The sequence below is a fragment of the Pelomonas aquatica genome, assembly GCF_026712205.1.
Taxonomy (GTDB): Bacteria; Pseudomonadota; Gammaproteobacteria; order Burkholderiales; family Burkholderiaceae_C; genus Pelomonas; species Pelomonas aquatica.
Genome location: NZ_JAPPUW010000004.1, coordinates 105,025 through 127,324 on the forward strand (window position 1 = coordinate 105,025; position 22,300 = coordinate 127,324).

The window sequence follows — 22,300 nt, forward strand, 5'->3', positions numbered from 1 at the left end:
CGCCCCCCGGAAATGCCCCTAGACCGATCGACACGCAACGCAAGTCATTGATTCAAAAGGATTCTTCAACACATCCACCACTAGAGTGAAACCCTTGGCGTTGTCCCCGCGCGACGCGCTCAGGGGCTGGGCGGCAGCAGCCGCGGGACGGCCGCCAGCAGCGCTTGCGTGAAACCTTCACGAGGCTGTCTGAGCACCGTCGAACAGTTCCCCTGCTCGACGATCCGCCCCGCCCGCATGACGACGACATCATCGGCGATGTACTCGACCACGCCGATGTTGTGCGTGATGAAAAGATAGGCCAGCCCCTGCTCGCGCTGCAGTTCGCGCAGCAGGTTCAGGATCTGGGCCTGCACCGAAACGTCCAGTGCCGAGGTCGGCTCGTCGCAGACGATGAGCCGGGGCTCGACGGCCAGTGCGCGGGCGATGGCGATGCGCTGGCGCTGGCCGCCTGAGAACTCGTGCGGCCAGCGCTGCAGCGCGTCGCGGCGCAGGCCGACCTGGTCGACCAGGGTCAGCAGGCGTTCGCGCCGCTGGCCGGCATCCAGTTCGGGGCGTAGCGCGATCAGGCCCTCCTCCAGCACGTCGGCGACGCGCATGCGCGGGTTCAGCGACGCGAAGGGGTCCTGGAAGATGATCTGCACATGGCGCCGCGCCTGCACGAGGGCCTGGCCCTGGAGCCGGAACAGGTCCTGGCCGTCGAACAGCGCCTGGCCGCTGACCTGGGCCTGACGGCGCAGCAGCTGGACGATGGCCTTGCCCGAGGTCGTCTTGCCGCAGCCGCTCTCGCCCACCAGGGCCAGCGTGCGGCCGGCATGCAGCGTGTAGCTGACACCGTCGACCGCGTCGAAATGGCGTGTGCCCCGATGAAACAACGGCGCCTTCAGCGCGAAACGCACCCGCAGGTCGCGCACGTCCAGCAGCGGCGCGCCCTGCTCTGCCGGCCTGGGCGGCAGGCGCTTCGCGGTGGCCGGCTCGCGTGGCAAGGCCTCGCCCGGCTGGCTGTAGAGCAGGCAGCGCACCTGGTGCTTCGGCCCCTCTTCCGTGAGCCTCGGCAGCGTGCTGGCGCAGTGGCCCATGGCCTTGTCGCAGCGCGGCCAGAAGCGGCAGCCGGCGAAGTCCAGCCACAGCGGCGGCACGGTGCCGGCAATCGCCGCCAGCGGCTCACCGCGCCGGGCCGCGTCGGGCAGGGCCTGCAGCAGCAGCCGCGCATAGGGGTGCCTGGGATGGGCGAAGAACTCCGCCGCCGGCGCGACCTCGATGATCTGGCCGGCGTACATCAGCGCGACGTGATGGGCCATGCCGCTGACGACGGCGAGGTCGTGCGTGATGAGCAGCACGCCGAGCTGGCGCTCGCGCTGCAGGTCGCGGATCAGGTCGAGGATCTGCGCCTGGATGGTCACGTCCAGGGCCGTCGTCGGCTCGTCGGCGACCAGGAAGTCGGGCTCGGCGGCGAGCGCGATGGCGATCATCACGCGCTGCTTCTGGCCGCCGGACAGGCGGAAGGGATAGTCGTCGATGCGCCGCTCGGGCTCGGGGATGCCGACGCGGGCCAGCCAGTCGATGGCCCTGGCGCGGGCGGCCTTGCCGCGCAGCCCGGTGTGCGCCTCGATGGCCTCGACGATCTGGTCGCCCACGCGCATGACCGGGTTCAGGCTGGTCGCGGGCTCCTGGAAGATCATGGCCACGCGGCCGCCGCGCACGTCGCGCATGCGGCTCTCGGGCAGCGCGAGCAGGTCCTCGCCGTCCAGGCGCACGGTGCCGGCGGCGATGCGGCCGTTCTCGGGCAGCAGGCGCATCAGGGCCAGGGCCGCCATGCTCTTGCCGCAGCCGCTCTCGCCGACGAGTGCGAAGGTCTCGCCGCGCGTCAGCGTGAGGCGCATGCCGGCGATGGCGCGCACGAGGCCGGCGTCGGCGTCGAGCTCGACCTGCAGGTCGTCGATCTCAAGCATCGCCCGCCTCCGTCCAGCGCAGGAAGACGCGCGGCCGCGCCGAGCGGGACTTGGGGTCGAAGGCGTCGCGCACGCCGTCGGCGAACAGGTTGGCCGCCAGCACCAGGCCGACCATGAAGCCGAAGGCCGCCGCGAAGCTCCACCAGACGATGGGGTCGGCCGACATCTCGGCGCGGGCCAGGTTGATCATGCTGCCGAAGCTGTTCATGACCGGGTCGACGCCGACGCCGACATAGGTCAGCACCGCCTCGTACAGGATCAGCTCGGAGAAGCTCAGCACGACGGTGATCAGCACCAGGTGCATCACATTGGGCACGATGTGCCGGGCCATGATGCGCAGGTCACCGACGCCGAAGGCCGTCGCCGCCTGCACATAGTCCAGCTCGCGCAGCTTCAGGGTCTCGGCGCGCACGAGGCGGCACAGGCCGGCCCAGCCGGTCAGGCCGAGGATGACGCAGAGCAGCAGCATCTTCAGGTCCGAACGCTCGGCGGCGGTCTCGAAGAGCTCGGGGTTCTTGTCGAAGAAGACCTGCACCATCAGCACGCAGGCCGCGATCAGCAGCACATTGGGCACGGAGCTGAGCGTCGTGTAGACGTACTGGATGGCCTCGTCGACCCAGCCCTTGTAGTAGCCCGCCAGCACGCCGAGCAGCAGCGCGACGGGCAGCGTCGCCAGCGTGGACAGCGCGCCGATGACGAAGGCCGTGCGCACGCTCTTGAGCGCCTGCACGAGCACGTCGTTGCCGGTGCGGTCCGTGCCGAAGACGTGGTAGTGCGGCATCAGCGCGATGACGGGCCCTGCCAGCAGCAGCACGGCGGCCAGCGTGGCGAGGATGGCGCGCAGCGGGTAGAAGCTGCGGTCGGCGGCCAGGTCGGCCAGCGCGTGGCGCCAGCCCCCGTGATGACGGGCCAATGCGGCGGCGGTCAAAGCGACCAGAAACGCCGCGACGGCAAGGCCGACGGCCAGGCCGAGGCCCGCACGCGCGGCCACGTCGCCGGCCCATTGCGCGGCCGGATCGGCGAGGTGGGCGCCGCCGAAGCGCAGCCGCGGGTAGTCGCGGTGCACCGCGCCCTGGGCATCGACGACGCTTTCCCGCTTGAAGCCCTGCGTGCCCAGCGGCACGGAATAGCTGACCTCGCGCATGTCGATCTGGCGCTCCAGCAGCAGGTCCAGCAGCGACAGCGTGCGCGGGTCGTAGACGGCGGCCTCGCCCGGACCGGTGGGCAGGGCCCGGCGCAGATGGATGCTGTCGACCAGCGTGACGAGCAGGAAGAGCGCCATGACGACGCCGGCGCTCGCCGCGACCGGGTCACGCAGCACGCGGCACCAAGTCGTGCGCAGATGCGCCTGCGCACTGACGCGCAGCGCATAGGCCAGGCCGGCCGCGGCCATCAGCCACAGCGCGAGGTCGGTCCAGAGCAGCACGAACTTCATGACAGTCGTACTCGTGGGTCCACCCAGGTGTAGGCGATGTCGATCAGCGCATTGCTCGCGATGTAGAGCAGCGCGCCGAGGAAGACCATGGTGCGCACGATGGCGAAGTCCTGGCCCGTGATGGCCTCGATGACGAAGGCGCCCAGGCCCGGGATGCCGAAGAAGCTCTCGAAGACGAGGCTGCCGAGGAAGACATAGGGCAGATAGCTGCCGGCGCTGGTGATGATGGGGATCAGCGCATTGCGCAGCACGTGGCGGCCCAGCACCCTGCCCTCGCCCAGGCCCTTGGCGCGCGCGGTGCGGACATAGTCCTTGCCCAGTTCCTCCAGGAACATCGCGCGGTAGAGCCGCGCCTCGCCGCCCAGGCGGCTCAGCAGCGACAGCAGGATGGGCAGGGCCAGGAAGCGTGCCGCATCCAGCCCCGGCGCGAAGCCGTTCATCGGCACCAGCCTGAGCACGCGCGCGAACAGGAACTGGCCGACGATGATGTAGAACAGGCTGGAGATCGACAGCATCAGCACGCAGAGCACGACGCCCCAGAAGTCGATGCGGCTGTGCCGGAAGAACACCAGCAGCAGCGCGAAGGCCACGCTGACGATGACCTGCAGGATGAAGAGGGGTAGTGCCAGCTGAAGGCTGACGCCCATGCGCACCTTGACCTCGTGGCCGATGTTGATGGCCTGGCGGGCGTCGCTCTTGCCGAAGTCCAGCGCGAAGAGACTCACCGAGCGTTCCCACAGGATGGTGTGCGTGACGCGCTCCGCCCCGGAGCGGCTGGCATCGAAGTAGAGCGGCCTGTCATAGCCGCGCTCGGTCTTCCATTTCTCGATCTGCTCCTGCGTGACGCGCTTGCCGCCGATGTTCAGCCGCGCCATGTCGTCCGGCGTGTTGACCGAGAAGAACAGCAAGAAGGTGAAGAGGTTGACGCCGACCAGGATGGCCAGGCCATAGCCCAGGCGGCGCAGCACGAAGCCCAGCATCAGGCACCCTCCCCGCGGGTGGCGACGGCCGTCGCCATCTCGCGCGCATGCCAGGCGCGGCGCGTGGCGACCAGGATCACGAGCCCACCCGCCGCCAGCAACAGCAGCGGCCACCAGACCGGCCGGTTCCACTCGGCGATGCGGCGCGCACGCTCATCGACATCCACACGCAGATAGCGCGCCCGGTCGCGCACGACGACGCCGGGCTTGCCGTTGTGCACCCAGTGCTGGAAAGCCACGGCCGAGTAGCTCCAGTAGCCGAAGGCCCAGGGCGCGTCCTGGCGCACGATGTCGTTCATCCGCGCCATGAGGCTGGCCTTCTCGGGGCCGTCCTCCAGCGACTGCAGCCGGCGGAAGAGCCGGTCGAACTCGGGGTTGGCGTAGTTGGCCGTGTTCTCGCCCTCGTGCAGGCTCTTGCTGTTGGGGCCGTAGAGCAGGAAGAGGAAGTTCTCGGCATCGGGGTAGTCGGCAAACCAGCCCCACCAGAAGATCTGGTGCTTGCCCTTCAGGATCTTTTCCTGGAACTGGTTGAAGTCGGTCGCGCGGATGTCGAGCTGGATGCCGAGCTTGGCGAACTGGCGCGTCATCCAGTCGTTCTCGGCCTTCAGTTCGGGCGTGACGACGCGCTGGAAGTCGTAGTTCAGCACCAGCGGCCGGCCCGTCTTCGCATCGCGGCCGCCGGGGTAGCCGGCTTCGGCCATCAGCCCGAGGGCATCCTCCAGCGGCCGGCGCACCACCCTGCCGTTCACGAGCCGGTGCGTCACCGGGTTGTATTCGCCGGGCTGGCCTTCCCGGGAGCCGAACACGCCCGGCGGGATGGGGCCATGGGCCGCGTCGCCGCCCTTGTCGCGGAAGATGCGGCCATAGCCCTCCTCCCAGTCGATGGCAATGGAGATGGCCTGGCGCAGCGCGCGGTTGCGCCTCTGCTGCTCCGGCGTGTCGCCCCGGCCGACCACCGGGTCCAGCCAGTTGAAGCCCAGGTACCAGTTGGAGATGTCCACCATCATCGGCAGCCGGAAGCCGCGCTCCTCGTAGAAGCGCCTGACCTCGTCCGAGTCGTCGCGGTCCACCGCGAGGTTGACGCCCCAGTCGGCGCGGTCCATCTCGGGCAGGTCAAGATAGCCCTGCTTGAAGAGCTCCTTGATGGGCACCTGCTCCTTCACGTTGATGGCCACGACCTTGTCGACGAAGGGCAGGCGCTGGCCGCAGTCCGCCAGCAGCCCTGCCTCGGCATCGCCCGGGCTGCCATCGCAGGGGAAGCTGTCGGCGTGGTAGTTGGGGTTGCGGCTCATCACGTGCCGGCGGTCCTGCACGTACTCGGTCATCATGAAGGGGCCGCTGCCGACGGGCCACTGGTTCCAGGTCAGCGAGTGGGCCGCCATGCCGGGCTGGGCGTAGAAGGCGTCCACCTCCCAGGGGATGGCCGCCGTGAAGTTCGTCGCCAGCCAGTATTGCCACTGCGGGTAGCGGCCCTTCAGGCGGATGCGCAGCAGATGGTCGTTGACGGCCTCGGCGCCGGCCAGCGGCCAGCGGCGCAGGTCCAGGAAGGGCTTGTCGGCCAGGTTCCCGGGCAGGCCGGCCAACTGCCTGTCGCTCTCGCGCTTGAGCAGGGCCATGTAGTCCTTGAGCCCCAGCACATGCTCCGAGAACACGGCCGCCAGCGGCGCCTCGATGCGCGGGCTGGCGTGGCGCTTGAGCGCATAGACGAAGTCCTCGGCGACGACCGCGCGGGTGGCCAGCTGCTTGAACTCGAAGGGGCTGCGCTTGTCGCCCAGCTCGCCGAGTTTGAGGTGGTGGTAGAGGTGGTTGCCCCCCGCATCCTTGGCGAAGGCCGGGTGCGGCGACCACTTCAGGTCGGGGCGCAGCGGGATGTCGTAGACCGCCTCGGCGATCTGCTCATCGGGCGCGTCGTCGGGCAGGCGCTGGCCCTGGGCGTCGAGGTAGTAGGGCTTGGCGAGGGCGGCCGCGGCACGCGGGATCAGCGCATAGGGTCGCTTCAGCGCGTGGTAGCCGTAGAGAGGCTCGCTGATCTCGTAGACGAAGCTGCTCTCGGGCGCCGAGTAGGACGAGGTCGGGTCCAGATAGCGCGGCGAACGCTCCCGAAAAGCCATATAGAGCGCGTTCTCGCGCTCGGCGCCATGCGGGAAGGGGCTGTTGTTGCAGCCGGCGAGCAGCGCGAGCGCCAACGCGCCCAGGCCCATCCTGATCCAAGCACAGCTTCCAGCCACGACGCGCCCTCAAAATGCGACGCCCCGGCGCGGGCCGGGGCGATGGGCGGGATCATAGATGGGCAACCCGTCTATACAAGACGCCGCAGCACGGCGTTCCGCTACGGAAAACCCGGGGTGACCTCAGTGATGGTGGTGATCGTGATGGCCATGCTCGCCATGCGCCAGCCGCGGGTCGGACTGCCAGCCGAGGATGGTCTCGCGCCCCTGCACATAGAGCTCCACGGTGCCGCCGACCGGCAGGCAGACCTTGGTGCGCACATGGCCGAAGGGCAAGCCCGTCAGCACCGGCGTCTTCGTGCGGGCGCGCAGCGCCGCGACCGCGTCCTTGATGCCGTAACCGCGGTCCAGCGGCGACTTGGTCGCCCCGCTGAAGTCGCCCAGCAGCACGGCTGCCTGCGCGTCGATGACGCCGGCCTGCTGCAACTGCAGCAGCATGCGCTCGACGCGGTAGGGGTGCTCGTTGACGTCTTCCAGGAACAGGATGCCGCCCTTGACCTTGGGCCAGTGCGGCGTGCCCAGCAGCGAGCACAGCACGGTCAGGTTGCCGCCCCACAGGCGCCCACGCGCCTCCAGGCCGTCGAAGCCGCCAGGAATGTCGCGTGAAGTCTCGCGGAAGCCCACGGCCTCCAGCGCACCGCTCATCGCTTCGAGGAAGCAGTCGCGCGTGACCTCGTCGACGCCGCCCTCGGCCTCGCTGCGGCCGAAGTCGTCGCAGGCCAGCGGACCTGCCCACATCGAGAGCCCTTTGTGGCGGGCGATCAGCCCGTTCTGCAGCGCGGTCAGGTCGCTGTAGCCGACCCAGCGCGTGCCGTGCTCGACGCTGTGCGCGATGCGGCCCCAGTCGATCCGGTCGAGCAGGCGCGTCAGCCCATAGCCGCCGCGCGTGGCCAGCGCAATGGAAGGTGCCGCATCGGCGATGCGATGCAGGGCCGTCAGCCGCGTCGCGTCGTCGCCGCCAAAGCGCTGGTGCCTGGCCAGCGCGTCGGCATCGATGGCAACCTCGAAGCCGAGTTGCGTCAGGCGCCTGGCCGCGCGCTTCAGGTTCTCGGCCTTGGCCAGCGCGCCCGAGGGCGTGAACAGGGTCAACGTGGTCATCAGGATTCGTCCAGTTCGGTGGCTTCGCCGGTGGGGATGATCCCCTGACGCTCGGCACGGCGTGCGCGGGCCGCCTCGCGGCGTTCAGCGAAGAAGTCTCGCAGCAGCTGGGCTGCAGGCTCGGCCATCAGCCCGCCCTCGATGCGCGTGTGGTGGTTGAGCTGGGGCTGGCCGAACAGGTCGATGACCGACCCCGCCACGCCGGTCTTGGGGTCGGCCGCCGCGAAGACGACGCGCTTGAAGCGCGCATGCATCAGCGCCATCGCGCACATCGCGCAGGGCTCCAGCGTGACGAAGAGCTCGCACTCCGGCAGGCGGTAGTTCTCCAGCAGCGTGGCCGCATGGCGCAGGGCCACGATCTCGGCATGGGCCGTGGGGTCGTGCGTCGTGATCGGGCGGTTGTAGCCCGTCGCGATGACCTGGCCGCCGCGCGTGATGACGGCGCCCACCGGCACCTCGCCCACCAGCCAGGCGTTGTGCGCCTGGTCCAGCGCGAGCCGCATCGCATATTCGTCGGCGGGGGAGAAGGAGGTCGGCTCGCTCATCGGGCCGGCAGTTTAGAGCGACGCCGCGGAGCGCGAGGCCTGGTCGTAGAGGCCGGACAGCAGCCGCATCAGCTGCGCGCAGTCGCCGATGTCCTGGTTCTGCTGGCCGCCGTCGGCCAGCGCCGCCATCAGGCATTGCTCGCGCACCTGGCGATAGGCCTCGCACAGGGCCTGGCCCTGCTCGGTCGTCGAATAGAAGGCCTCCTTGCCGACCTTCTCGCTCTGCACCAGGCCCAGGCCCGCGAGCTTGCGCAGCGAGTAGGCGACAACGTGGGTGTCCTCCACGTTCAGCACGAAGCAGATGTCGGCCAGCTTCTTCTGCCGATCACGGTGGTTGACGTGGTGCAACAGCGAGACGTCCATCGCCGCCAGGTCCTTCATGCCGGCCGCCGCCATGCAGCGCACCATCCAGCGGTTGAAGGCGTTGCCGACGACGATGAGGCCGAACTCGAACTCCGACAACTCGGCGCTCTTGTCTGACACCAGATGCGAGGACGACACGATGCTGCGAACCATGATTGACATCATAAAGACGGTTCGAATACAAATCGTATACGTTTTACATTAATGTAAATGAGCACTTCGCCGCCACCCGACCTCGTCATCCGCCCGCTGGGCGAGGCGGCGCTGTGCTGCGCGGTCGACGCGCCCATCGCGCTGGAGCACCAGCAGCGCATCTGGCAGCTCGGCGCCGGCCTGGCGCAGACCGAGGGCGTGCTGGGCCTGACGCCGGGCATGAACAACCTGACGCTGAGCTTCGACCCGCTGCACACCGACGGCGACGCGCTGGCCGAGTCCGCGCGCGCGCTGTGGAGCAAGCCGCTGCGGCGCCAGCAGGCCGGCCGCCTCGTCGAGATCCCGGTGCGCTACGACGGCCCCGACCTCGCCGACGTCGCCGCCCACTGCGGCCTGACGCCCGACGAGGTCGTGCGCCGCCACGCCGCGGCCGAATACATCGTCTACTTCATCGGCTTCCAGCCCGGCTTCGCCTACCTCGGCGGGCTGGACGAATCGCTGCAGACGCCGCGCCGCGCCGAACCACGCACGGCCGTGCCGGCCGGCAGCGTCGGCATCGGCGGCGCGCAGACAGGCATCTACCCGCTGGCCACGCCGGGCGGCTGGCAGCTCATCGGCCGCACCGCCCTGCCCCTGTTCGACCCGCAGGCCGAGCCGCCCACGCTGCTCGCGCCCGGCGACCGCCTGCGCTTCGTCGCGGAGCCCTGAATGAAGCCCCCACGCACGCTGCGCATGCTGCCCCCCGAGGGGGCTCTCGCTCCCTTGGGGCGGCCCTGCGGGAGCTCGGCATGATCGAACTGCTGCGCGCCGGCCCGCTGACCACCGTGCAGGACCTCGGCCGCATGGGCTGGCGCGACCGCGGCCTGAGCCTGTGCGGCGCGCTGGACGACCTGGCCCTGCAGCGCGGCAACCTGCTCGTCGGCAACGCGCCCGGCACCGCCGGCCTGGAGTTCACGCTCGGCCCGGCCACGCTGCGCTTCCATGCCGACGCCTGCATCGCGCTGACCGGCACCGATGCCGACGCCAGCCTCGACGGCCGCCCGCTGCGCCCCTGGTGGCGGGCCGCCGTGCGCGCCGGCCAGACGCTCAGGCTCGCCGCGCCGCGCGAACGCATGCGCAGCTACCTCGCCATCGGCGGCGGCCTGGCGCTGCCGCCCGCGCTCGGCTCGCTGAGCACCGACCTGAAGGCCGGCTTCGGCGGCCTCGACGGCCGCGCGCTGCGCGACGGCGACCGCCTGCCCCTGACCTTGATTGACCCGCCCACCGCCCCGCCCGCGCGCGCCATCGGCCTCCATGCGCCGGACTGGGACGCGAGCGTGCGCGTGCTGCCCGGCCCCGAGCACGACGAGTTCTCGGCCGCCGCTCGCGAGGCCTTCTGGAGCGCCGGCTGGACGCTGACGCCGCAGAGCAACCGCATGGGCTACCGCTTCGCCGGCCCCGGGCTGCAACGCGAACGCGGCGGCGAGCTGGCCTCGCACGGCGTGCTGCCCGGCGTCGTCCAGGTGCCGCCCTCGGGCCAGCCCATCGTGTTGCTGGCCGATGCGCAGACCACCGGCGGCTACCCCAAGATCGGCGTCGTCATCCGCGCCGACCTGTGGAAGCTCGCTCAGCTGCGCCTCGGCGCCGCGCTGCGCTTCATCCCCTGCGGCCTCGACGAAGCGCGCGATGCTCTGCGCCAGCGGCAGGCACAACTCGACCAACTCAGGAGCGCCCTCCGTGACCGCTGACCTTCCTCTGTCCGTCGACCTCAACGCCGACCTCGGCGAAGGCGCCCCCCACGACGCCGAACTGCTCGCCCTGGTCAGCTCCGCCAACATCGCCTGCGGCTGGCATGCCGGCGATGCGCGGCTGATGCAGGCCACCGTGGACGCCGCGCTGCAACGCGGCGTGGCCATCGGCGCCCACCCCAGCTACCCCGACCGCGAGAACTTCGGCCGCAGCGAGATGCAGCTCTCGCCCGCCGACGTGCGCGCCGACCTGATCTACCAGATCGGCGCGCTGGACGCCCTGGTGCGCGCGGCCGGTGGGCGGCTGCACCACGTCAAGCCCCACGGCGCCCTCTACAACCAGGCCGCGCGCGACCCGGCCCTGGCCGACGCCATCGCGACGGCCGTGCTCGACGTGAATCCCTCGCTGGCCCTCTACGGCCTGGCCGGCAGCGAGCTGCTGCGCGCCGCCGAGCGCGCCGGCCTGCGCGCCGTCGCCGAGGTCTTTGCCGACCGCGGCTACCGCGCCGACGGCAGCCTCGTGCCGCGCAGCCAGCCCGGCGCCCTCGTCCACGACGTCGGCGAGGCCGTCGCACGCACGCTGCGCATGGTGCGCGAAGGCGTGGTGCAGGCCGTCACCGGCGAAACCGTACCGCTGCAGGCCCAGACCATCTGCCTGCACGGCGACGGCCCGCAGGCCCTCGCATTCGCCCGCGCCATCCATGGCGCGCTCACCACCGCCGGCGTGTCACTGCACGCCTGAAAGCCCACCATGCAAGAGACCGTCTCCCTGTGGCCGCTGATCGGCGTCGCCGTCGTCATCGTCGGCTTCGTGCTCCGCTTCAACCCGGTCCTCGTCGTCACCGCGGCCGGCATCGCGACGGGCCTTGCGGCCAAGCTGCCGCCGGACCTCATCCTCGCCAAGCTGGGCACCGGCTTCGTGAAGACGCGCAACCTGCCGCTAACGCTGCTGCTGCCCCTGCCCATCATCGGCCTGCTGGAGCGCCACGGCCTGCGCGAACGTGCCCAGGCCTGGATCGCCGGCATCCGCTCGGCGACGGCCGGGCGCCTGCTCATCGTCTACCTCGGCATCCGCGAGATCGCCGCGGCCATGGGCCTGACCTCGCTCGGCGGCCATGCCCCGATGGTGCGCCCGCTGGTGGCGCCGATGACCGAGGCCGCCGCCGAGAAGACCCACGGCCCGCTGCCCCTGGCCGTGCGCGACAAATGGCGGGCCATGGCCTCAGCGACCGACAACGTGGGCCTGTTCTTCGGCGAGGACATCTTCGTCGCCTTCGGCTCCATCGTGCTGATGCAGACCTTCCTGGCCGAGAACGGCATCGTCACCGACCCGCTGCACATCGCGCTCTGGGGCATCCCGACGGCCATCGCGGCCTTCCTCATCCACTCGGCACGGCTGATCCGCCTCGATCGCCGCCTGCCCCACGACATCGCCCGCGCCCGGGAGGCCGCATGACCGCCCTGCTCAAGCTGGACCACCTCTTCCTGCTGACCGGCCTCACGCTGCTGATCGTCGCGGTGCTGACCTGCCGTGACCGCAGCAACCCGCGGCGCTGGAGCAGCGGCCTGTTCTGGGCCCTGTGGGCCGTCATCTACCTGGTCGGCGACAGCCTGCCGCCGGTCGTCTCCGGCTTGATCGTCATCATGCTCGCCGCGCTCGGCGGCCTGGGCGGCGTGTCCATCGGCAAGCATGGCCAACGCGAACCCGCCGAGCGCCAGGCCAGCGCCGCGCGCCTCGGCAACCGGCTCTTCCTGCCCATCCTCGCCATCACCGTGCTGGCCCTGGTCGGCAGCCTGACGCTGAAGGACGTGGGCCTGGCCGGCTGGACCCTCGTCGAGACCAAGAACCTGACCCTGGTCAGCGTCGGCATCGGCGCGCTGGTCGGCCTGGCCGCCGCGCTGTGGATGACGCGCGAGCGCCCGATGCAGGCCGTGCGCGAGGCGCGCCGCCTGCTGGAGACCATGGGCCCCGCCGTCATCCTGCCGCAGATGCTGGCCACGCTGGGCCTGCTGTTCGCCGACGCCGGCGTCGGCAAGGCCGTCGCCCAGATCGCGACCAGCGCCATCCCGGTCGACAACCCATTGTTCGCGGCCGCGGCCTACGCCCTCGGCATGGCGCTGTTCACGATGGTCATGGGCAATGCCTTCGCCGCCTTCCCCGTCATGACGGCCGGCATCGGCATTCCCATCCTGCTCGGCATGCACCATGGCGACGCTGCCGTCATGGCCGCCATCGGCATGTTCTGCGGCTACTGCGGCACACTGATGACGCCCATGGCCGCCAACTTCAACATCATCCCCGCCGCCCTGCTCGAACTGAAGGACAAGAACGCCGTCATCCGCGCGCAGTGGCCGACGGCGCTGCTGCTGCTGGCCGTCAACATCGTGCTGCTCAAGCTGCTGATGTTCCGCTGATGAAGACCGCCACCATCCTGCTGACCGGCTTCGACCCCTTCGGGGGCGAAACCATCAACCCGTCCTGGGAGGCGGTGCGCCGCCTCGACGGCTGGACCGCCCCCGGCCTGCGCGTCGTTGCCGGCCTGCTGCCCTGCGAGTTCGGCGCCGCACGTTCCGCGCTGGAGGCGCTGATCGAGCGCCACCGCCCGCAATGCCTGATCGCCGTCGGCCAGGCCGGCAAGCGCGCCGAGATCAGCGTCGAGCGCATCGCCATCAATGTCGACGACGCGCGCATCCCCGACAACGCCGGCCGCCAGCCCATCGACGAGCCGGTCATGCCCGGCGGGCCGGCCGCCTATTTCGCGACGCTGCCGATCAAGGCCATCGTGCACGGCCTGCGCGCCGCCGGCATCCCGGCCGCCGTGTCGCAGACGGCCGGCACCTTCGTCTGCAACCACGTCTTCTACGCAGCCATGCACGCGGCGGCACGGCGCGGTGGCAGCCTGCGCGCCGGCTTCATCCACATCCCCTACCTGCCCGAGCAGGCGGCCCGCCACGATGGCGCGCCCAGCCTGGCGCTGGACCTCGTCGTGCAGGCGCTGCAGATCGCCGCGCAGCAAAGCCTGGGCACGGAAGCCGACCTGCGCGAGGGCGGCGGCCAGATCGACTGATGCAGGAGGACTTCTTCGGCACGGCCGCCAAGGCGCGCGCCCGCGGCGTGCAGCCCTGCCCGCCCGGGCCGGCGGACGAGGCCTTGGCCGCGGCGCTGTCACCCCATATCCACCTCGGTACCTCGACCTGGAGCTACCCCGGTTGGCAGGGGCTGGTCTGGGCCGGGCGGCATGGCGAAGCGACGCTCTCCAAAACCGGCCTCACGGCCTACGCTGTCCACCCGCTGCTGCGCGCCGTCGGCATCGACCGCGGCTTCTACCGGCCGCTCGCGGCCAGCGAGTTCGAGCGTCATGCCCAGCAGGTGCCGCCGGATTTCCGCTTCACGGTGAAGGCGCCCAGCCTCGTGACGGACGCGCTGCTGCGCAGCGAGGATGGCCGTGGCCAGGAGCCCAACCCGCTGTTCCTCGACGCGGAGACGGCGCTGCGGGATTTCATCGTGCCGGCCTACGAGGGCCTGGGGGCCAGGATCGGCGCCCTGGTCTTCCAGCTCAGCCCGCTGACGCCGGCGCTGCTGGCCCACATGAACGAGCCACTGGACCGCCTGCACGCGCTGCTGCTCGCCCTGCCCAAACCGCCGGCCGGCGTCATCGCCGTCGAGGTGCGCAACCCCGAGTGGCTCTGCCCCGACCTCGTCGCACTGCTGCGCGATGCCGGTGCGCGCTACTGCGTCGGCCTGCATCCCAAGCTGCCGCCGCTGGCCGAGCAGCTGCCGCTGCTGCGCGCACTGTGGCCGGGCCCGCTGGTCGTGCGCTGGAACCTGAACCGCCTGCACGGCCCCTTCGGCTACGCGGCCGCCGAGAAGCGCTACGGCGAGTTCGGCGAGATGCTGGACCCCGACCCCGACACGCGCGCCGAACTGGTCCGCGTCATCCGCGGCACGGCCGGCGCCGGGCTGGACGTCTTCGTCACGATCAGCAACAAGGCCGAGGGCTCGGCACCGCTGAGCGTGCGGGCACTGGCCCAGGCCATCGTCGACGGCTGATCAGGGCTGCAAGGGCCAGCGGCCGATGACCTCGTGCCGCGTCTCGCCCTGCGGGCTCTTGACGAGCACGAACTCGCTGGCCGTCCAGCCCGGAAGGTCGACCTGCCAGGCCGGCGCCGGGCGCTTGTCGTAACGCAGCGTCAGATGGGGCTCGTAGTCGCGCGCCGGCGCGGCCAGGCCGTGCGCCACGAGGCGTTCGACGAGGGCATCGCGCAGTTCGCGCACGGCCTCCAGGCCCTGGCCGCCGGTCAGCACGAAGGGGTGCTTGCTCGCACCGGCCTCGCCCCAGCTCCTGAAGCACTCGAAGCCCAGGTCGAAGGCCGGCCGCACCACCTCGGCCGCCGCCCGCGAGGCCAGGGCCAAGAGCTGGGCATCCGGCTCGCCGTCGGCATAGCCGAAGTAGTGCAGCGTGATGTGGAAGATGCGGCTGGGCCGCAGCCGCGGCGCCAGGCCGCACGCCGCATGCTCGGCGGTGGCGACGCGCGCGATGCGCTCGGCCGTCTCCGCGTCGGGCCGCAGCGCGAAGAAGAGCTTGTGGCCGGGCACGGCCTCAGTTCGTCGCGGCGGACGCCGCCTCGGCCGCGCGCCTTGCCGCGTCATCGAGGCTGCCCTGCACCTGCTGGCCCACGGCCTGGGGCACGGGCAGGGCCGCGCTCGCGGCGGAGGCGGCGCCGGCCGGCGGCTTCAGCGCCGTGGCCTGCTTCTTGGCCAGCGACAGCACGATGGCCGCGACGATGACGAGGGCGAGAAGGCTGAAGGCGGCACGCACGATGGAATCCTCGTCGCTGGGTGGTGGGCTCTGCATTGTGGCGGCCCGGCGTCGGCCGGCGCAGGCTGCGTAAAGTTTGGTCAAGCCGCCTGCAGCGATCGAACCGCCGCCCAGGCTCCGACGCACCGGTTCGGCCCGCGACAGGCCCGATGCAGGGCGACGCCATGTGACAGCGCCCCACCCGTTCAGGGGACAGGCTTGCCCGGTTGACGCTCGCCGGCACGCCCCGTAGAACCCGCGGGCCTGGCCCGACCGGGGCCTCACTTCCACACAAGGAATCCCATGCCAATCCGCAAGCACAGACTCCATGACCTGATGCAGGCCGCCGCGTGCGCCCTGATCGTGGCGACCGCCGCGCCCGCCGCCCTGGCCGGCCGCTCCGGCGCTGCGCCCCAGGACCTGGGCGCCACCGCGGCCGACGCGACGCAGACCGTCTCCATCGTGCTGAAGCTGCGCCACGCCGACGAGCTGGACGCCTATATCGCGGCCACCGTCGACCCCGACAGCCCGCTCTACCACCGCTTCCTCAGCGTCGAGCAGTTCCGCGCCGCTTTCGCGCCCAGCCGCGGCGAGATCCGCCGCGTGACCGACTTCCTCGCCGCCAACGGCATCGCCGTCAACGAGGTCTACCCCAACGGCCTCATCATCAAGGCCACCGGCACGGCGGCCCAGTTCACGCAGGCCTTCCAGGCCATCCTGCACGACTACCGCGACAGCGACGGCAAGGCCTTCCGCCGGCCGGCCCGTGGCCACAAGGTGCCGAGGGATCTGGACGACGTGATCCTCTACGTGGCCGGGCTGAACACGCAGTCGGCACAGTTCAAGCCCCACTCCACCCAGGCCAGGGCCAAGGCCGCCGGCCTGGGCGAGGCACGGCCCGCCGTGGTCCTGCCGGCCGGCAACAGCACCGCCACCGGCGTGCCGGGCAGCTTCACGACCGGCGACGTGGCCAATCTGTACGGCGTGAACCCGCTCTATGCCAGGGGCATCACCGGCCAGGGCCGGACCATCGGCATCGCGACGCTGGCCAACTTCTACCCGTCCGACGCCTACGCCTACTGGAACGCCATCGGCCTGAACGTGTCGCCGACGCGGATCACGCAGGTGCACGTGGACGGCGGCGGCGACCTGTCGGCCAACGCGGGCTCGGGCGAGACGACGCTGGACGTGCAGCAGTCCGGCGGACTGGCCCCCGATGCCAAGATGGTCGTCTACGACGCGCCGAACACCGAGGCCGGCTTCATCGACGTCTTCTACAAGGCCGTGGCCGACAACACCGTGGACACGCTGTCGGTCAGCTGGGGTTCGCCGGAGCTCCTGAACTACGAGATCCCCGGCGTCTCCAGCGAAAGCCTGGGCGTGCTGGTGGCCTACCACCAGGTCTTCGCCGAGGCGGCGGCCCAGGGCATCTCGACCTTCGCGTCGGCCGGCGACGACGGCGCCTACGACACCAACTCGGTGGCGCCCTACCCCGCCTTCTCCAAGATCCTGACGGTGGACTCGCCCGCGTCCGACCCCTATGTCATCGCGGCCGGCGGCACGACGATCGCGGCCGACATCCAGCGCAAATACGGCGTCGTCCACGTGCCGACCGAGCAGGTCTGGGGCTGGGACTACTTCAACCCCTACCTGATCGCCAACTACGGCAACGCCTTCAAGGACTACTACTTCTCGGTCGGCGGCGGCGGCGGCGTCAGCGTGTTCTGGCCGCAGCCCGACTACCAGAAGCACACCAAGGGCATCCGCCGCAGCGAGCCCAACCAGGTCTGGACCTACACCGACCCGCGCACCGGCGTGCAGAGCTATCTGTACACGGTGCCGGCCAACGTGAAGGGCCGCAACCTGCCCGACATCTCGCTGAACTCCGACCCCTACACCGGCTACCTCGTCTATTCGACGACGGACGGCGGCTGGATCGCCGGCTACGGCGGCACGAGCTTCGCGTCGCCGCAGCTCAACGGCATCTTCGCGCTGGTCTCGCAGGCCAAGTCCTCGCGCCTGGGCCTGCTGCACCCGATGCTCTACGGCAGCCGTGGCGAAGGCTGGCGCCGCCAGCCCCAGCCCGGCACGGTGGACATCACCGCCGGCGACAACTGGTTCTACGGCGGCGTGACGGGCTATGAGCCCGGCGCCGGCCTGGGCACCATCAACGCGGCGGCACTGGTACAGGCCATCCGCTGAAGCCCGCCGTCGCGCGGCCTGCGGGCCACGCGAGCCGACATCGCGAGGAGCCAGGGTCCGCAAGGGCCCTGGCTCTTTTGCATGGGGCCGAGGCGGTTCCCGACGTGCAGATCCCGCCGCCGGACAGTCGCAGACGAGCGCCGCCGCGACGAAGAAGCTCCTTCGCGGGCACCCATGCCGCTCGCGCCCTCGCCTGCCCCGGAGTAGTTCGGCGATGAACCAAGAAAAAGGGCGGCCCGATGGGCCGCCCCAGGTCCAGAGCGCGAAGGATGCTTACTGCACGGTCAGCGTGACGTCGTCCAGCACGAAGGACGTCGCCAGCGACGAGTCCTCGGTGCCCACGAACTTGATCGTCACGGTCTGCCCGATGTAGGCGCTCATGTCCAGGCTCCTGAGCACATAGCCCGTCGCGGCGTTGAGGTTGGAGTAGGTCGCCAGCGTGGCAAGCACCGCGCCCGAACTGTTCAGCACCTGCACCTTGAGGGTGTCGTAAGCCGTGGAGGTGGTGGTCTCCCGGGTGTCGATGTGCAGGTAGAAGGACAGCGTGGCGCTGCTCTTGCCGGCCGGGATGGCCACGCTCTGGCTGACGGAGTCCGTGTGGATGCTGCCATAACCGTCCAGCCACGCGAAGCCGGTGCCGCCATGGGCCGTCTCGCCCGCGCAGCTGGCGTTGGTGCAGCCCACGCCGGACGTGGCGGTCCAGGAGGTCATGCCGTTTTCAAAGCCGGTGTTGAGCAAGAGCTGCGACGATGTGCTGCCCGAGCTCACGGTCACCGTGGACGTCTTGCTGGCGGTCTTGCCGGTGCCGGACTCGGTCACCGTCTCGGTCACCGTGTAGGTTCCCGCAGCGGCGTAGCTGTGGCTGGGGCTGGTGGCGGTGGACGTGCCGCCGTCGCCGAAGGTCCACGAGTGCCCGCTGATGGTGCCGCCGCTGTCGGTCGAGCTGTCGGTGCATGTCGCGACCAGGCCGGACGTGCTGCAGCTGAAGTTGGCCGTCAGCGTGGAGCCACCGCTGCCGAAGGCGCTCGAGAAGTTCTGCACCTGCAGGCTGCCGTAGCCGGTGACGTAGTCCCAGCCCACACCGGCGCTGTAGCCGCCGTTGCTGCCGGAAGTCACGTCATGGAACCACGACGGATTGGCCGCCGCACCGGCGTAAAGCGTCGACGCCGGAAAACCCAGCGTGTTGCCGTGGGCCGCCTGGATGCGGCTGTAGAAGCCGGTGAACAGGGGCGCGGCCAGACTGGTGCCGCCAATCTGCACGTTCGCGCCGTTGACCAGGATGAGCGCCCCGCTGCTCGGCGCCGCGTCGAAGGCGATGTCCGGAACGCCTCGCTTGCCCGCGGTCGTCAGCACGCCGGCCGAGGTCTGCCAGCTGGGGGCAGCCTCGGTGCTGCTGACGCCGCCGCCGGTGCCACCAGAGGCGCTTTGCGGGCAGGTGGTCGGGCCGCTGCAGCTCCAGGCCGTTTCGCCCACCCAGGTGCCGCCGCTGGTCGACAGCGTCGTGCCGCCAATGGCCATCACATAAGGCGACACGGCGGGGTAGCTCTGCTGGCTGGTGCTGCCGCCGCACTCGTAGGAGCCGGAGTCACCCGAAGACACCGAGAAGGTCTGGCCCTGCGCCACCGCCGTCTGGAAGATCTGGTCGTTGGAGGCCGTGATGCCGGAGCTCTTGGCCGCGGTCTCGCACTCGCCCAGCGACACGTTGATGACCTTGGCGAGGTTGTCGCTCACCGCCTTGTTGTAGGTCGTGGTGAGGTCTGCATCGCTCAGCGTGGTGGCGGTGTAGAGCAGCATCGACTTGATCGTGCCGCCGGCCGCCGCGAGCGAACTCTGGGAGTCCATGTTCCATTCGTCCACGCCCGAGGTGTCCGTGCTGGCGGAGCCCACGGTCACGACGCTGACGGGCGGCACCGGATAGCCGGCGTTGGCCGCGAAGGTCTTCAGGTCGGCGACGGTCTGCGTCATGCTGCCCTGGGTGATGATGCCGATGGTGGCCGTCGACGCGGACGGCATGCCGCTGGCGCCGTAGATGCTCGGGAACAGCGTCGGGTTGATGCCGACGATGGCCTGCGGCGCCGCAGCCTGGGTGCGGGCGAGGCGCATCGTGGTGTGCGCCATGTGCACCGTCTGCAGGCCGGTGACGGCGAGCACGCTGTCTGCCAGCGTGGCGGGCACGTTGACGTCGGTCACATTGGCATGCGCCAGCCGGCCCTTGACCTTGAAATGCCGCATCTGGGCCTGGAAGGCGGCCTGGATCTGGCCCGGCGTGCCGTCGGCGGTGACCAGCAGGCGGTTGGCCGCCAGTTCAACGTTGCTGAAGCCGTGCGAACGCAGATAGTTCACGACCTTCACGGCCTGCTCGCGCGTCGGCGCATGGTTCTCGAGGAACTGGGCCTGCGTCAGATGCTGCCTGGACTGCCCCGACGCCAGGCGCTGCGTCAGCGCGTCCAGGGCGTCCTTGTTGCGCAGCTTGAGAGAGACCGCGATATGCACCATCGCGTTGTCGGCCATGGCGCCGGCATCGGTCGCGTCGACGTAGGCGAGCGCGTGCGCCTTGGTGTGCGTCGCGACCCAGGCGCCGGGCACCGGGGCGGACGCCGTCGCGTAGCTGCCGGCCGCGGTGCTGAACGCAGCGGCGCCCAGCGCCGCAGCGACGACCAGGTTCAAGGTATGCCTTAACAGTTTCATGAGATGAAGCCTCAAAGGTTGAGCGTTTCGTGCCGATGAGGCACGGGGACGCTTTGACATCACGGCGGCGCTTCGATCATGTCGAGGCTCCACCGACCCAACGTGCCGCCGCCCTTCGCGCTGCAACCCTTTTGGGACGCGACCGGCGACGCGGGGGCGGATTCTTGTGGCGTGCAACCCCTGGAGCCATGCGGGTGATCCCGTCGGTGTTTTCAGCCTCAACGACGTGCCAAGAGGCCCGGCAGCAACGCCTGAGCCAGGGCCGGGAGCCGTCAGCCCTCTATGAAGAGCCTGGCTTTTTGTGTGGCGGCAGAGCCTCCCGGCTCACCGCCCCGGCACACGATGGGGCACCGTTTTGCGCGCAGGTCGACAGCTTGACGCAAGCTTGCGACGTTCAGGGCTTGACAGCCCGCTCGCCGTGCCGAGAGAACCTCGGCAGCCCGTCGAGCCCTCTGCCGGCACCGACGGTTTCGGCGACCGGCACGGCGCCGCCGGCGCCGCGTCGGAAGCGGTGCCGTGCCCGGCCGGCCAGTTGCCGGCTCACTCCCACTCGATGGTCGCGGGCGGCTTGCTCGATACGTCGTAGGTCACGCGGTTGATGCCGCGCACCTCGTTGATGATGCGGCCCGAGGTCTTCTTCAGCAGGCTGTAGGGGAGCTCGGCCCAGTCGGCGGTCATGAAGTCGCTGGTCTGCACGGCGCGCAGCGCGACCACGTAGTCATAGGTGCGGCCGTCGCCCATGACGCCCACGCTCTTCACCGGCAGGAAGACGGCGAAGGCCTGCGAGGTCAGCGCATACCAGCTCTTGCCGGTGCCCGGGTCGATGGTGTTGCGCAGCTCCTCGATGAAGATCGCGTCGGCGCGGCGCAGCAGGTCGGCGAAGTCCTTCCTGATCTCGCCGAGGATGCGCACGCCCAGGCCCGGGCCGGGGAAGGGATGGCGGTAGACCATGTCGGGCGGCAGGCCCAGGGCCACGCCGAGCGCCCTCACCTCGTCCTTGAACAGCTCGCGCAGCGGCTCCAGCAGCTTCAGGCCCAGCGTCTCGGGCAGGCCGCCGACGTTGTGGTGGCTCTTGATCGTCGTGGCCTTCTTGGTCTTGGTGCCGCCGCTCTCCACCACGTCGGGGTAGATGGTGCCCTGGGCCAGCCACTTGGCGTTCGTCAGTTTCCTGGCCTCGGCCTGGAAGACCTCGACGAACTCGGCGCCGATGATCTTGCGCTTGCGCTCGGGGTCGGTCACGCCGGCCAGCTTGCCCAGGAACTGTTCGCTCGCGTCCACGTGCACGACCTTGGCGTGCAGGCGGCCGGCAAACATCTCCATGACCATGCGGCCCTCGTTCAGCCGCAGCAGGCCGTGGTCGACGAAGACGCAGGTCAGCTGGTCGCCGATGGCGCGGTGGATCAGCGCCGCGGCCACCGACGAGTCGACGCCGCCGGACAGGCCGAGGATGACTTCCTCGTCGCCGACCTGCTCGCGGATCCGGGCGACCGCCTCGTCGATATAGCTGCCCATCTGCCAGTCGCCCTTGCAGCCGGCGATGTCGCGCACGAAGCGGCGCAGCAGCGCCTCGCCCTGCGGCGTGTGCGTAACCTCGGGGTGGAACTGCACCGCATAGAAGCCACGCGCCTCGTCGGCCATGCCGGCGATGGGGCAGTTGGGCGTGGAGGCCATCAGCTTGAAGCCCGGCGGCAGCGCCGCGACCTTGTCGCCATGGCTCATCCAGACCTTGAGCATGCCGTGCTTCTCGGGCGTCTCGAAGTCCTGGATGCCGTCGAGCAGCTGGGTGTGGCCATGCGCCCTGACCTCGGCGTAGCCGAACTCGCGGTGGTCGCTCCACTCGACGCTGCCGCCCAGCTGCACGGCCATGGTCTGCATGCCGTAGCAGATGCCCAGCACCGGCACGCCGGCGTCCCAGACGGCCTGCGGCGCGCGCAGCTCGTGGTCCTCGTAGGTGGAGGCGTGGCTGCCGCTGAGGATGATGGCCTTGGGTGCGTAGCTCTTGATGAAGTCGTCCGACACGTCGTTCGGATGGATCTCGCAGTAGACCGACGCGTCGCGCACGCGCCGCGCGATGAGCTGGGTGACCTGGGAGCCGAAGTCGAGGATGAGGACCTTGTCGTGTTGCATGGC

19 protein-coding genes are annotated in these 22,300 nt (G+C 70.3%); 8 read left to right on the top strand and 11 right to left on the bottom strand.

Translation table 11 applies throughout. The annotated features are described in order from the left end of the window. Positions 1-119 precede the first annotated feature (119 nt). The 7 genes from NYP07_RS05520 to NYP07_RS05550 all read right to left on the bottom strand — a co-directional run bounded on the left by NYP07_RS05520 (position 120) and on the right by NYP07_RS05550 (position 8,754). Complete coding sequence (locus tag NYP07_RS05520) at positions 120-1,952, bottom strand: ABC transporter ATP-binding protein (protein WP_268148265.1); 1,833 nt, start codon at positions 1,950-1,952, stop codon at positions 120-122. After that, positions 1,945-3,387: an ABC transporter permease gene (locus NYP07_RS05525; RefSeq protein ID WP_268148267.1), complete on the bottom strand. Its 1,443-nt coding sequence runs from the start codon at positions 3,385-3,387 to the stop codon at positions 1,945-1,947. The genes NYP07_RS05520 and NYP07_RS05525 overlap by 8 nt, the downstream gene beginning before the upstream one ends. Further along, on the bottom strand, positions 3,384-4,367 hold the full coding sequence (locus tag NYP07_RS05530; protein WP_268148269.1) for an ABC transporter permease: 984 nt from the start codon (positions 4,365-4,367) through the stop codon (positions 3,384-3,386). The genes NYP07_RS05525 and NYP07_RS05530 overlap by 4 nt, the downstream gene beginning before the upstream one ends. Further along, positions 4,367-6,568 (bottom strand): ABC transporter substrate-binding protein, encoded by a 2,202-nt coding sequence (locus NYP07_RS05535; RefSeq protein WP_268148271.1) that lies wholly within the window; start codon positions 6,566-6,568, stop codon positions 4,367-4,369. Before NYP07_RS05535 ends, NYP07_RS05530 begins: the two co-directional genes overlap by 1 nt. A 150-nt stretch (positions 6,569-6,718) precedes the next feature. Beyond that, positions 6,719-7,693 (bottom strand): LD-carboxypeptidase, encoded by a 975-nt coding sequence (locus tag NYP07_RS05540; RefSeq protein ID WP_268148273.1) that lies wholly within the window; start codon positions 7,691-7,693, stop codon positions 6,719-6,721. Continuing rightward, positions 7,693-8,238 carry a tRNA adenosine(34) deaminase TadA gene (tadA, locus tag NYP07_RS05545; RefSeq protein ID WP_268148275.1) on the bottom strand — a complete coding sequence of 182 codons (546 nt, stop codon included), beginning with the start codon at positions 8,236-8,238 and terminating at the stop codon, positions 7,693-7,695. Before tadA ends, NYP07_RS05540 begins: the two co-directional genes overlap by 1 nt. A 12-nt stretch (positions 8,239-8,250) precedes the next feature. Next, the gene (locus NYP07_RS05550; RefSeq protein WP_268148277.1) at positions 8,251-8,754 is read right to left on the bottom strand and encodes a winged helix DNA-binding protein; all 504 of its coding nucleotides are present in this window, start codon (positions 8,752-8,754) and stop codon (positions 8,251-8,253) included. Between the two features lie 57 nt (positions 8,755-8,811). Between NYP07_RS05550 and pxpB the strand changes: the two genes are divergently transcribed. From pxpB to NYP07_RS05585, 7 genes are all read left to right on the top strand, one after another. Next, positions 8,812-9,462, top strand: coding sequence for a 5-oxoprolinase subunit PxpB (gene pxpB / locus NYP07_RS05555; RefSeq protein ID WP_268148279.1), 651 nt, complete (start codon positions 8,812-8,814; stop codon positions 9,460-9,462). 80 nt (positions 9,463-9,542) lie between these two features. Beyond that, positions 9,543-10,481 (top strand): 5-oxoprolinase subunit C family protein, encoded by a 939-nt coding sequence (locus tag NYP07_RS05560; RefSeq protein ID WP_268148281.1) that lies wholly within the window; start codon positions 9,543-9,545, stop codon positions 10,479-10,481. A 7-nt stretch (positions 10,482-10,488) separates the two neighbouring features. Then, a complete protein-coding gene (gene pxpA, locus NYP07_RS05565) occupies positions 10,489-11,223 on the top strand; it encodes a 5-oxoprolinase subunit PxpA (RefSeq protein WP_268148548.1) in 735 nt (244 codons plus the stop codon). Positions 11,224-11,232: 9 nt separating this feature from the next. Then, positions 11,233-11,937: a DUF969 domain-containing protein gene (locus NYP07_RS05570; RefSeq protein WP_268148283.1), complete on the top strand. Its 705-nt coding sequence runs from the start codon at positions 11,233-11,235 to the stop codon at positions 11,935-11,937. Next, entirely contained in the window at positions 11,934-12,896 is a 963-nt protein-coding gene (locus tag NYP07_RS05575; RefSeq protein WP_268148285.1) for a DUF979 domain-containing protein, read from the top strand. Before NYP07_RS05570 ends, NYP07_RS05575 begins: the two co-directional genes overlap by 4 nt. Next, positions 12,896-13,549 carry a pyroglutamyl-peptidase I gene (gene pcp / locus NYP07_RS05580; protein ID WP_268148287.1) on the top strand — a complete coding sequence of 218 codons (654 nt, stop codon included), beginning with the start codon at positions 12,896-12,898 and terminating at the stop codon, positions 13,547-13,549. Before NYP07_RS05575 ends, pcp begins: the two co-directional genes overlap by 1 nt. Then, entirely contained in the window at positions 13,549-14,532 is a 984-nt protein-coding gene (locus NYP07_RS05585) for a DUF72 domain-containing protein (RefSeq protein ID WP_268148289.1), read from the top strand. Before pcp ends, NYP07_RS05585 begins: the two co-directional genes overlap by 1 nt. Here the strand turns inward: NYP07_RS05585 and NYP07_RS05590 are convergent, their stop codons facing one another. Both NYP07_RS05590 and NYP07_RS05595 read right to left on the bottom strand, forming a co-directional pair. Further along, the gene (locus NYP07_RS05590) at positions 14,533-15,078 is read right to left on the bottom strand and encodes a 2'-5' RNA ligase family protein (protein WP_268148291.1); all 546 of its coding nucleotides are present in this window, start codon (positions 15,076-15,078) and stop codon (positions 14,533-14,535) included. Between the two features lie 4 nt (positions 15,079-15,082). Next, on the bottom strand, positions 15,083-15,301 hold the full coding sequence (locus NYP07_RS05595; RefSeq protein ID WP_268148293.1) for a hypothetical protein: 219 nt from the start codon (positions 15,299-15,301) through the stop codon (positions 15,083-15,085). 282 nt (positions 15,302-15,583) lie between these two features. Between NYP07_RS05595 and NYP07_RS05600 the strand changes: the two genes are divergently transcribed. Beyond that, positions 15,584-17,482, top strand: a complete 1,899-nt coding sequence (locus NYP07_RS05600) for a S53 family peptidase (RefSeq protein WP_268148295.1) — start codon at positions 15,584-15,586, stop codon at positions 17,480-17,482. A gap of 273 nt (positions 17,483-17,755) precedes the next feature. Here NYP07_RS05600 and NYP07_RS05605 read toward each other — a convergent pair whose 3' ends face one another. Next, positions 17,756-20,170 carry a protease pro-enzyme activation domain-containing protein gene (locus NYP07_RS05605; protein ID WP_268148297.1) on the bottom strand — a complete coding sequence of 805 codons (2,415 nt, stop codon included), beginning with the start codon at positions 20,168-20,170 and terminating at the stop codon, positions 17,756-17,758. A 540-nt stretch (positions 20,171-20,710) separates the two neighbouring features. Beyond that, positions 20,711-22,297: a glutamine-hydrolyzing GMP synthase gene (gene guaA / locus NYP07_RS05610; protein ID WP_268148299.1), complete on the bottom strand. Its 1,587-nt coding sequence runs from the start codon at positions 22,295-22,297 to the stop codon at positions 20,711-20,713. Positions 22,298-22,300 lie beyond the last annotated feature (3 nt).

Excerpts from the sequence above, each read along its gene's own strand:
- NYP07_RS05520 (WP_268148265.1), bottom strand. The coding sequence starts at position 1,952 with ATGCTTGAGATCGACGACCTGCAGGTCGAGCTCGACGCCGACGCCGGC.
- NYP07_RS05525 (WP_268148267.1), bottom strand. The coding sequence starts at position 3,387 with ATGAAGTTCGTGCTGCTCTGGACCGACCTCGCGCTGTGGCTGATGGCC.
- NYP07_RS05530 (WP_268148269.1), bottom strand. The coding sequence starts at position 4,367 with ATGCTGGGCTTCGTGCTGCGCCGCCTGGGCTATGGCCTGGCCATCCTG.
- NYP07_RS05535 (WP_268148271.1), bottom strand. The coding sequence starts at position 6,568 with ATGGGCCTGGGCGCGTTGGCGCTCGCGCTGCTCGCCGGCTGCAACAAC.
- NYP07_RS05540 (WP_268148273.1), bottom strand. The coding sequence starts at position 7,693 with ATGACCACGTTGACCCTGTTCACGCCCTCGGGCGCGCTGGCCAAGGCC.
- tadA (WP_268148275.1), bottom strand. The coding sequence starts at position 8,238 with ATGAGCGAGCCGACCTCCTTCTCCCCCGCCGACGAATATGCGATGCGG.
- NYP07_RS05550 (WP_268148277.1), bottom strand. The coding sequence starts at position 8,754 with ATGGTTCGCAGCATCGTGTCGTCCTCGCATCTGGTGTCAGACAAGAGC.
- pxpB (WP_268148279.1), top strand. The coding sequence starts at position 8,812 with ATGAGCACTTCGCCGCCACCCGACCTCGTCATCCGCCCGCTGGGCGAG.
- NYP07_RS05560 (WP_268148281.1), top strand. The coding sequence starts at position 9,543 with ATGATCGAACTGCTGCGCGCCGGCCCGCTGACCACCGTGCAGGACCTC.
- NYP07_RS05570 (WP_268148283.1), top strand. The coding sequence starts at position 11,233 with ATGCAAGAGACCGTCTCCCTGTGGCCGCTGATCGGCGTCGCCGTCGTC.
- NYP07_RS05575 (WP_268148285.1), top strand. The coding sequence starts at position 11,934 with ATGACCGCCCTGCTCAAGCTGGACCACCTCTTCCTGCTGACCGGCCTC.
- pcp (WP_268148287.1), top strand. The coding sequence starts at position 12,896 with ATGAAGACCGCCACCATCCTGCTGACCGGCTTCGACCCCTTCGGGGGC.
- NYP07_RS05585 (WP_268148289.1), top strand. The coding sequence starts at position 13,549 with ATGCAGGAGGACTTCTTCGGCACGGCCGCCAAGGCGCGCGCCCGCGGC.
- NYP07_RS05600 (WP_268148295.1), top strand. The coding sequence starts at position 15,584 with ATGCCAATCCGCAAGCACAGACTCCATGACCTGATGCAGGCCGCCGCG.
- NYP07_RS05605 (WP_268148297.1), bottom strand. The coding sequence starts at position 20,170 with ATGAAACTGTTAAGGCATACCTTGAACCTGGTCGTCGCTGCGGCGCTG.
- guaA (WP_268148299.1), bottom strand. The coding sequence starts at position 22,297 with ATGCAACACGACAAGGTCCTCATCCTCGACTTCGGCTCCCAGGTCACC.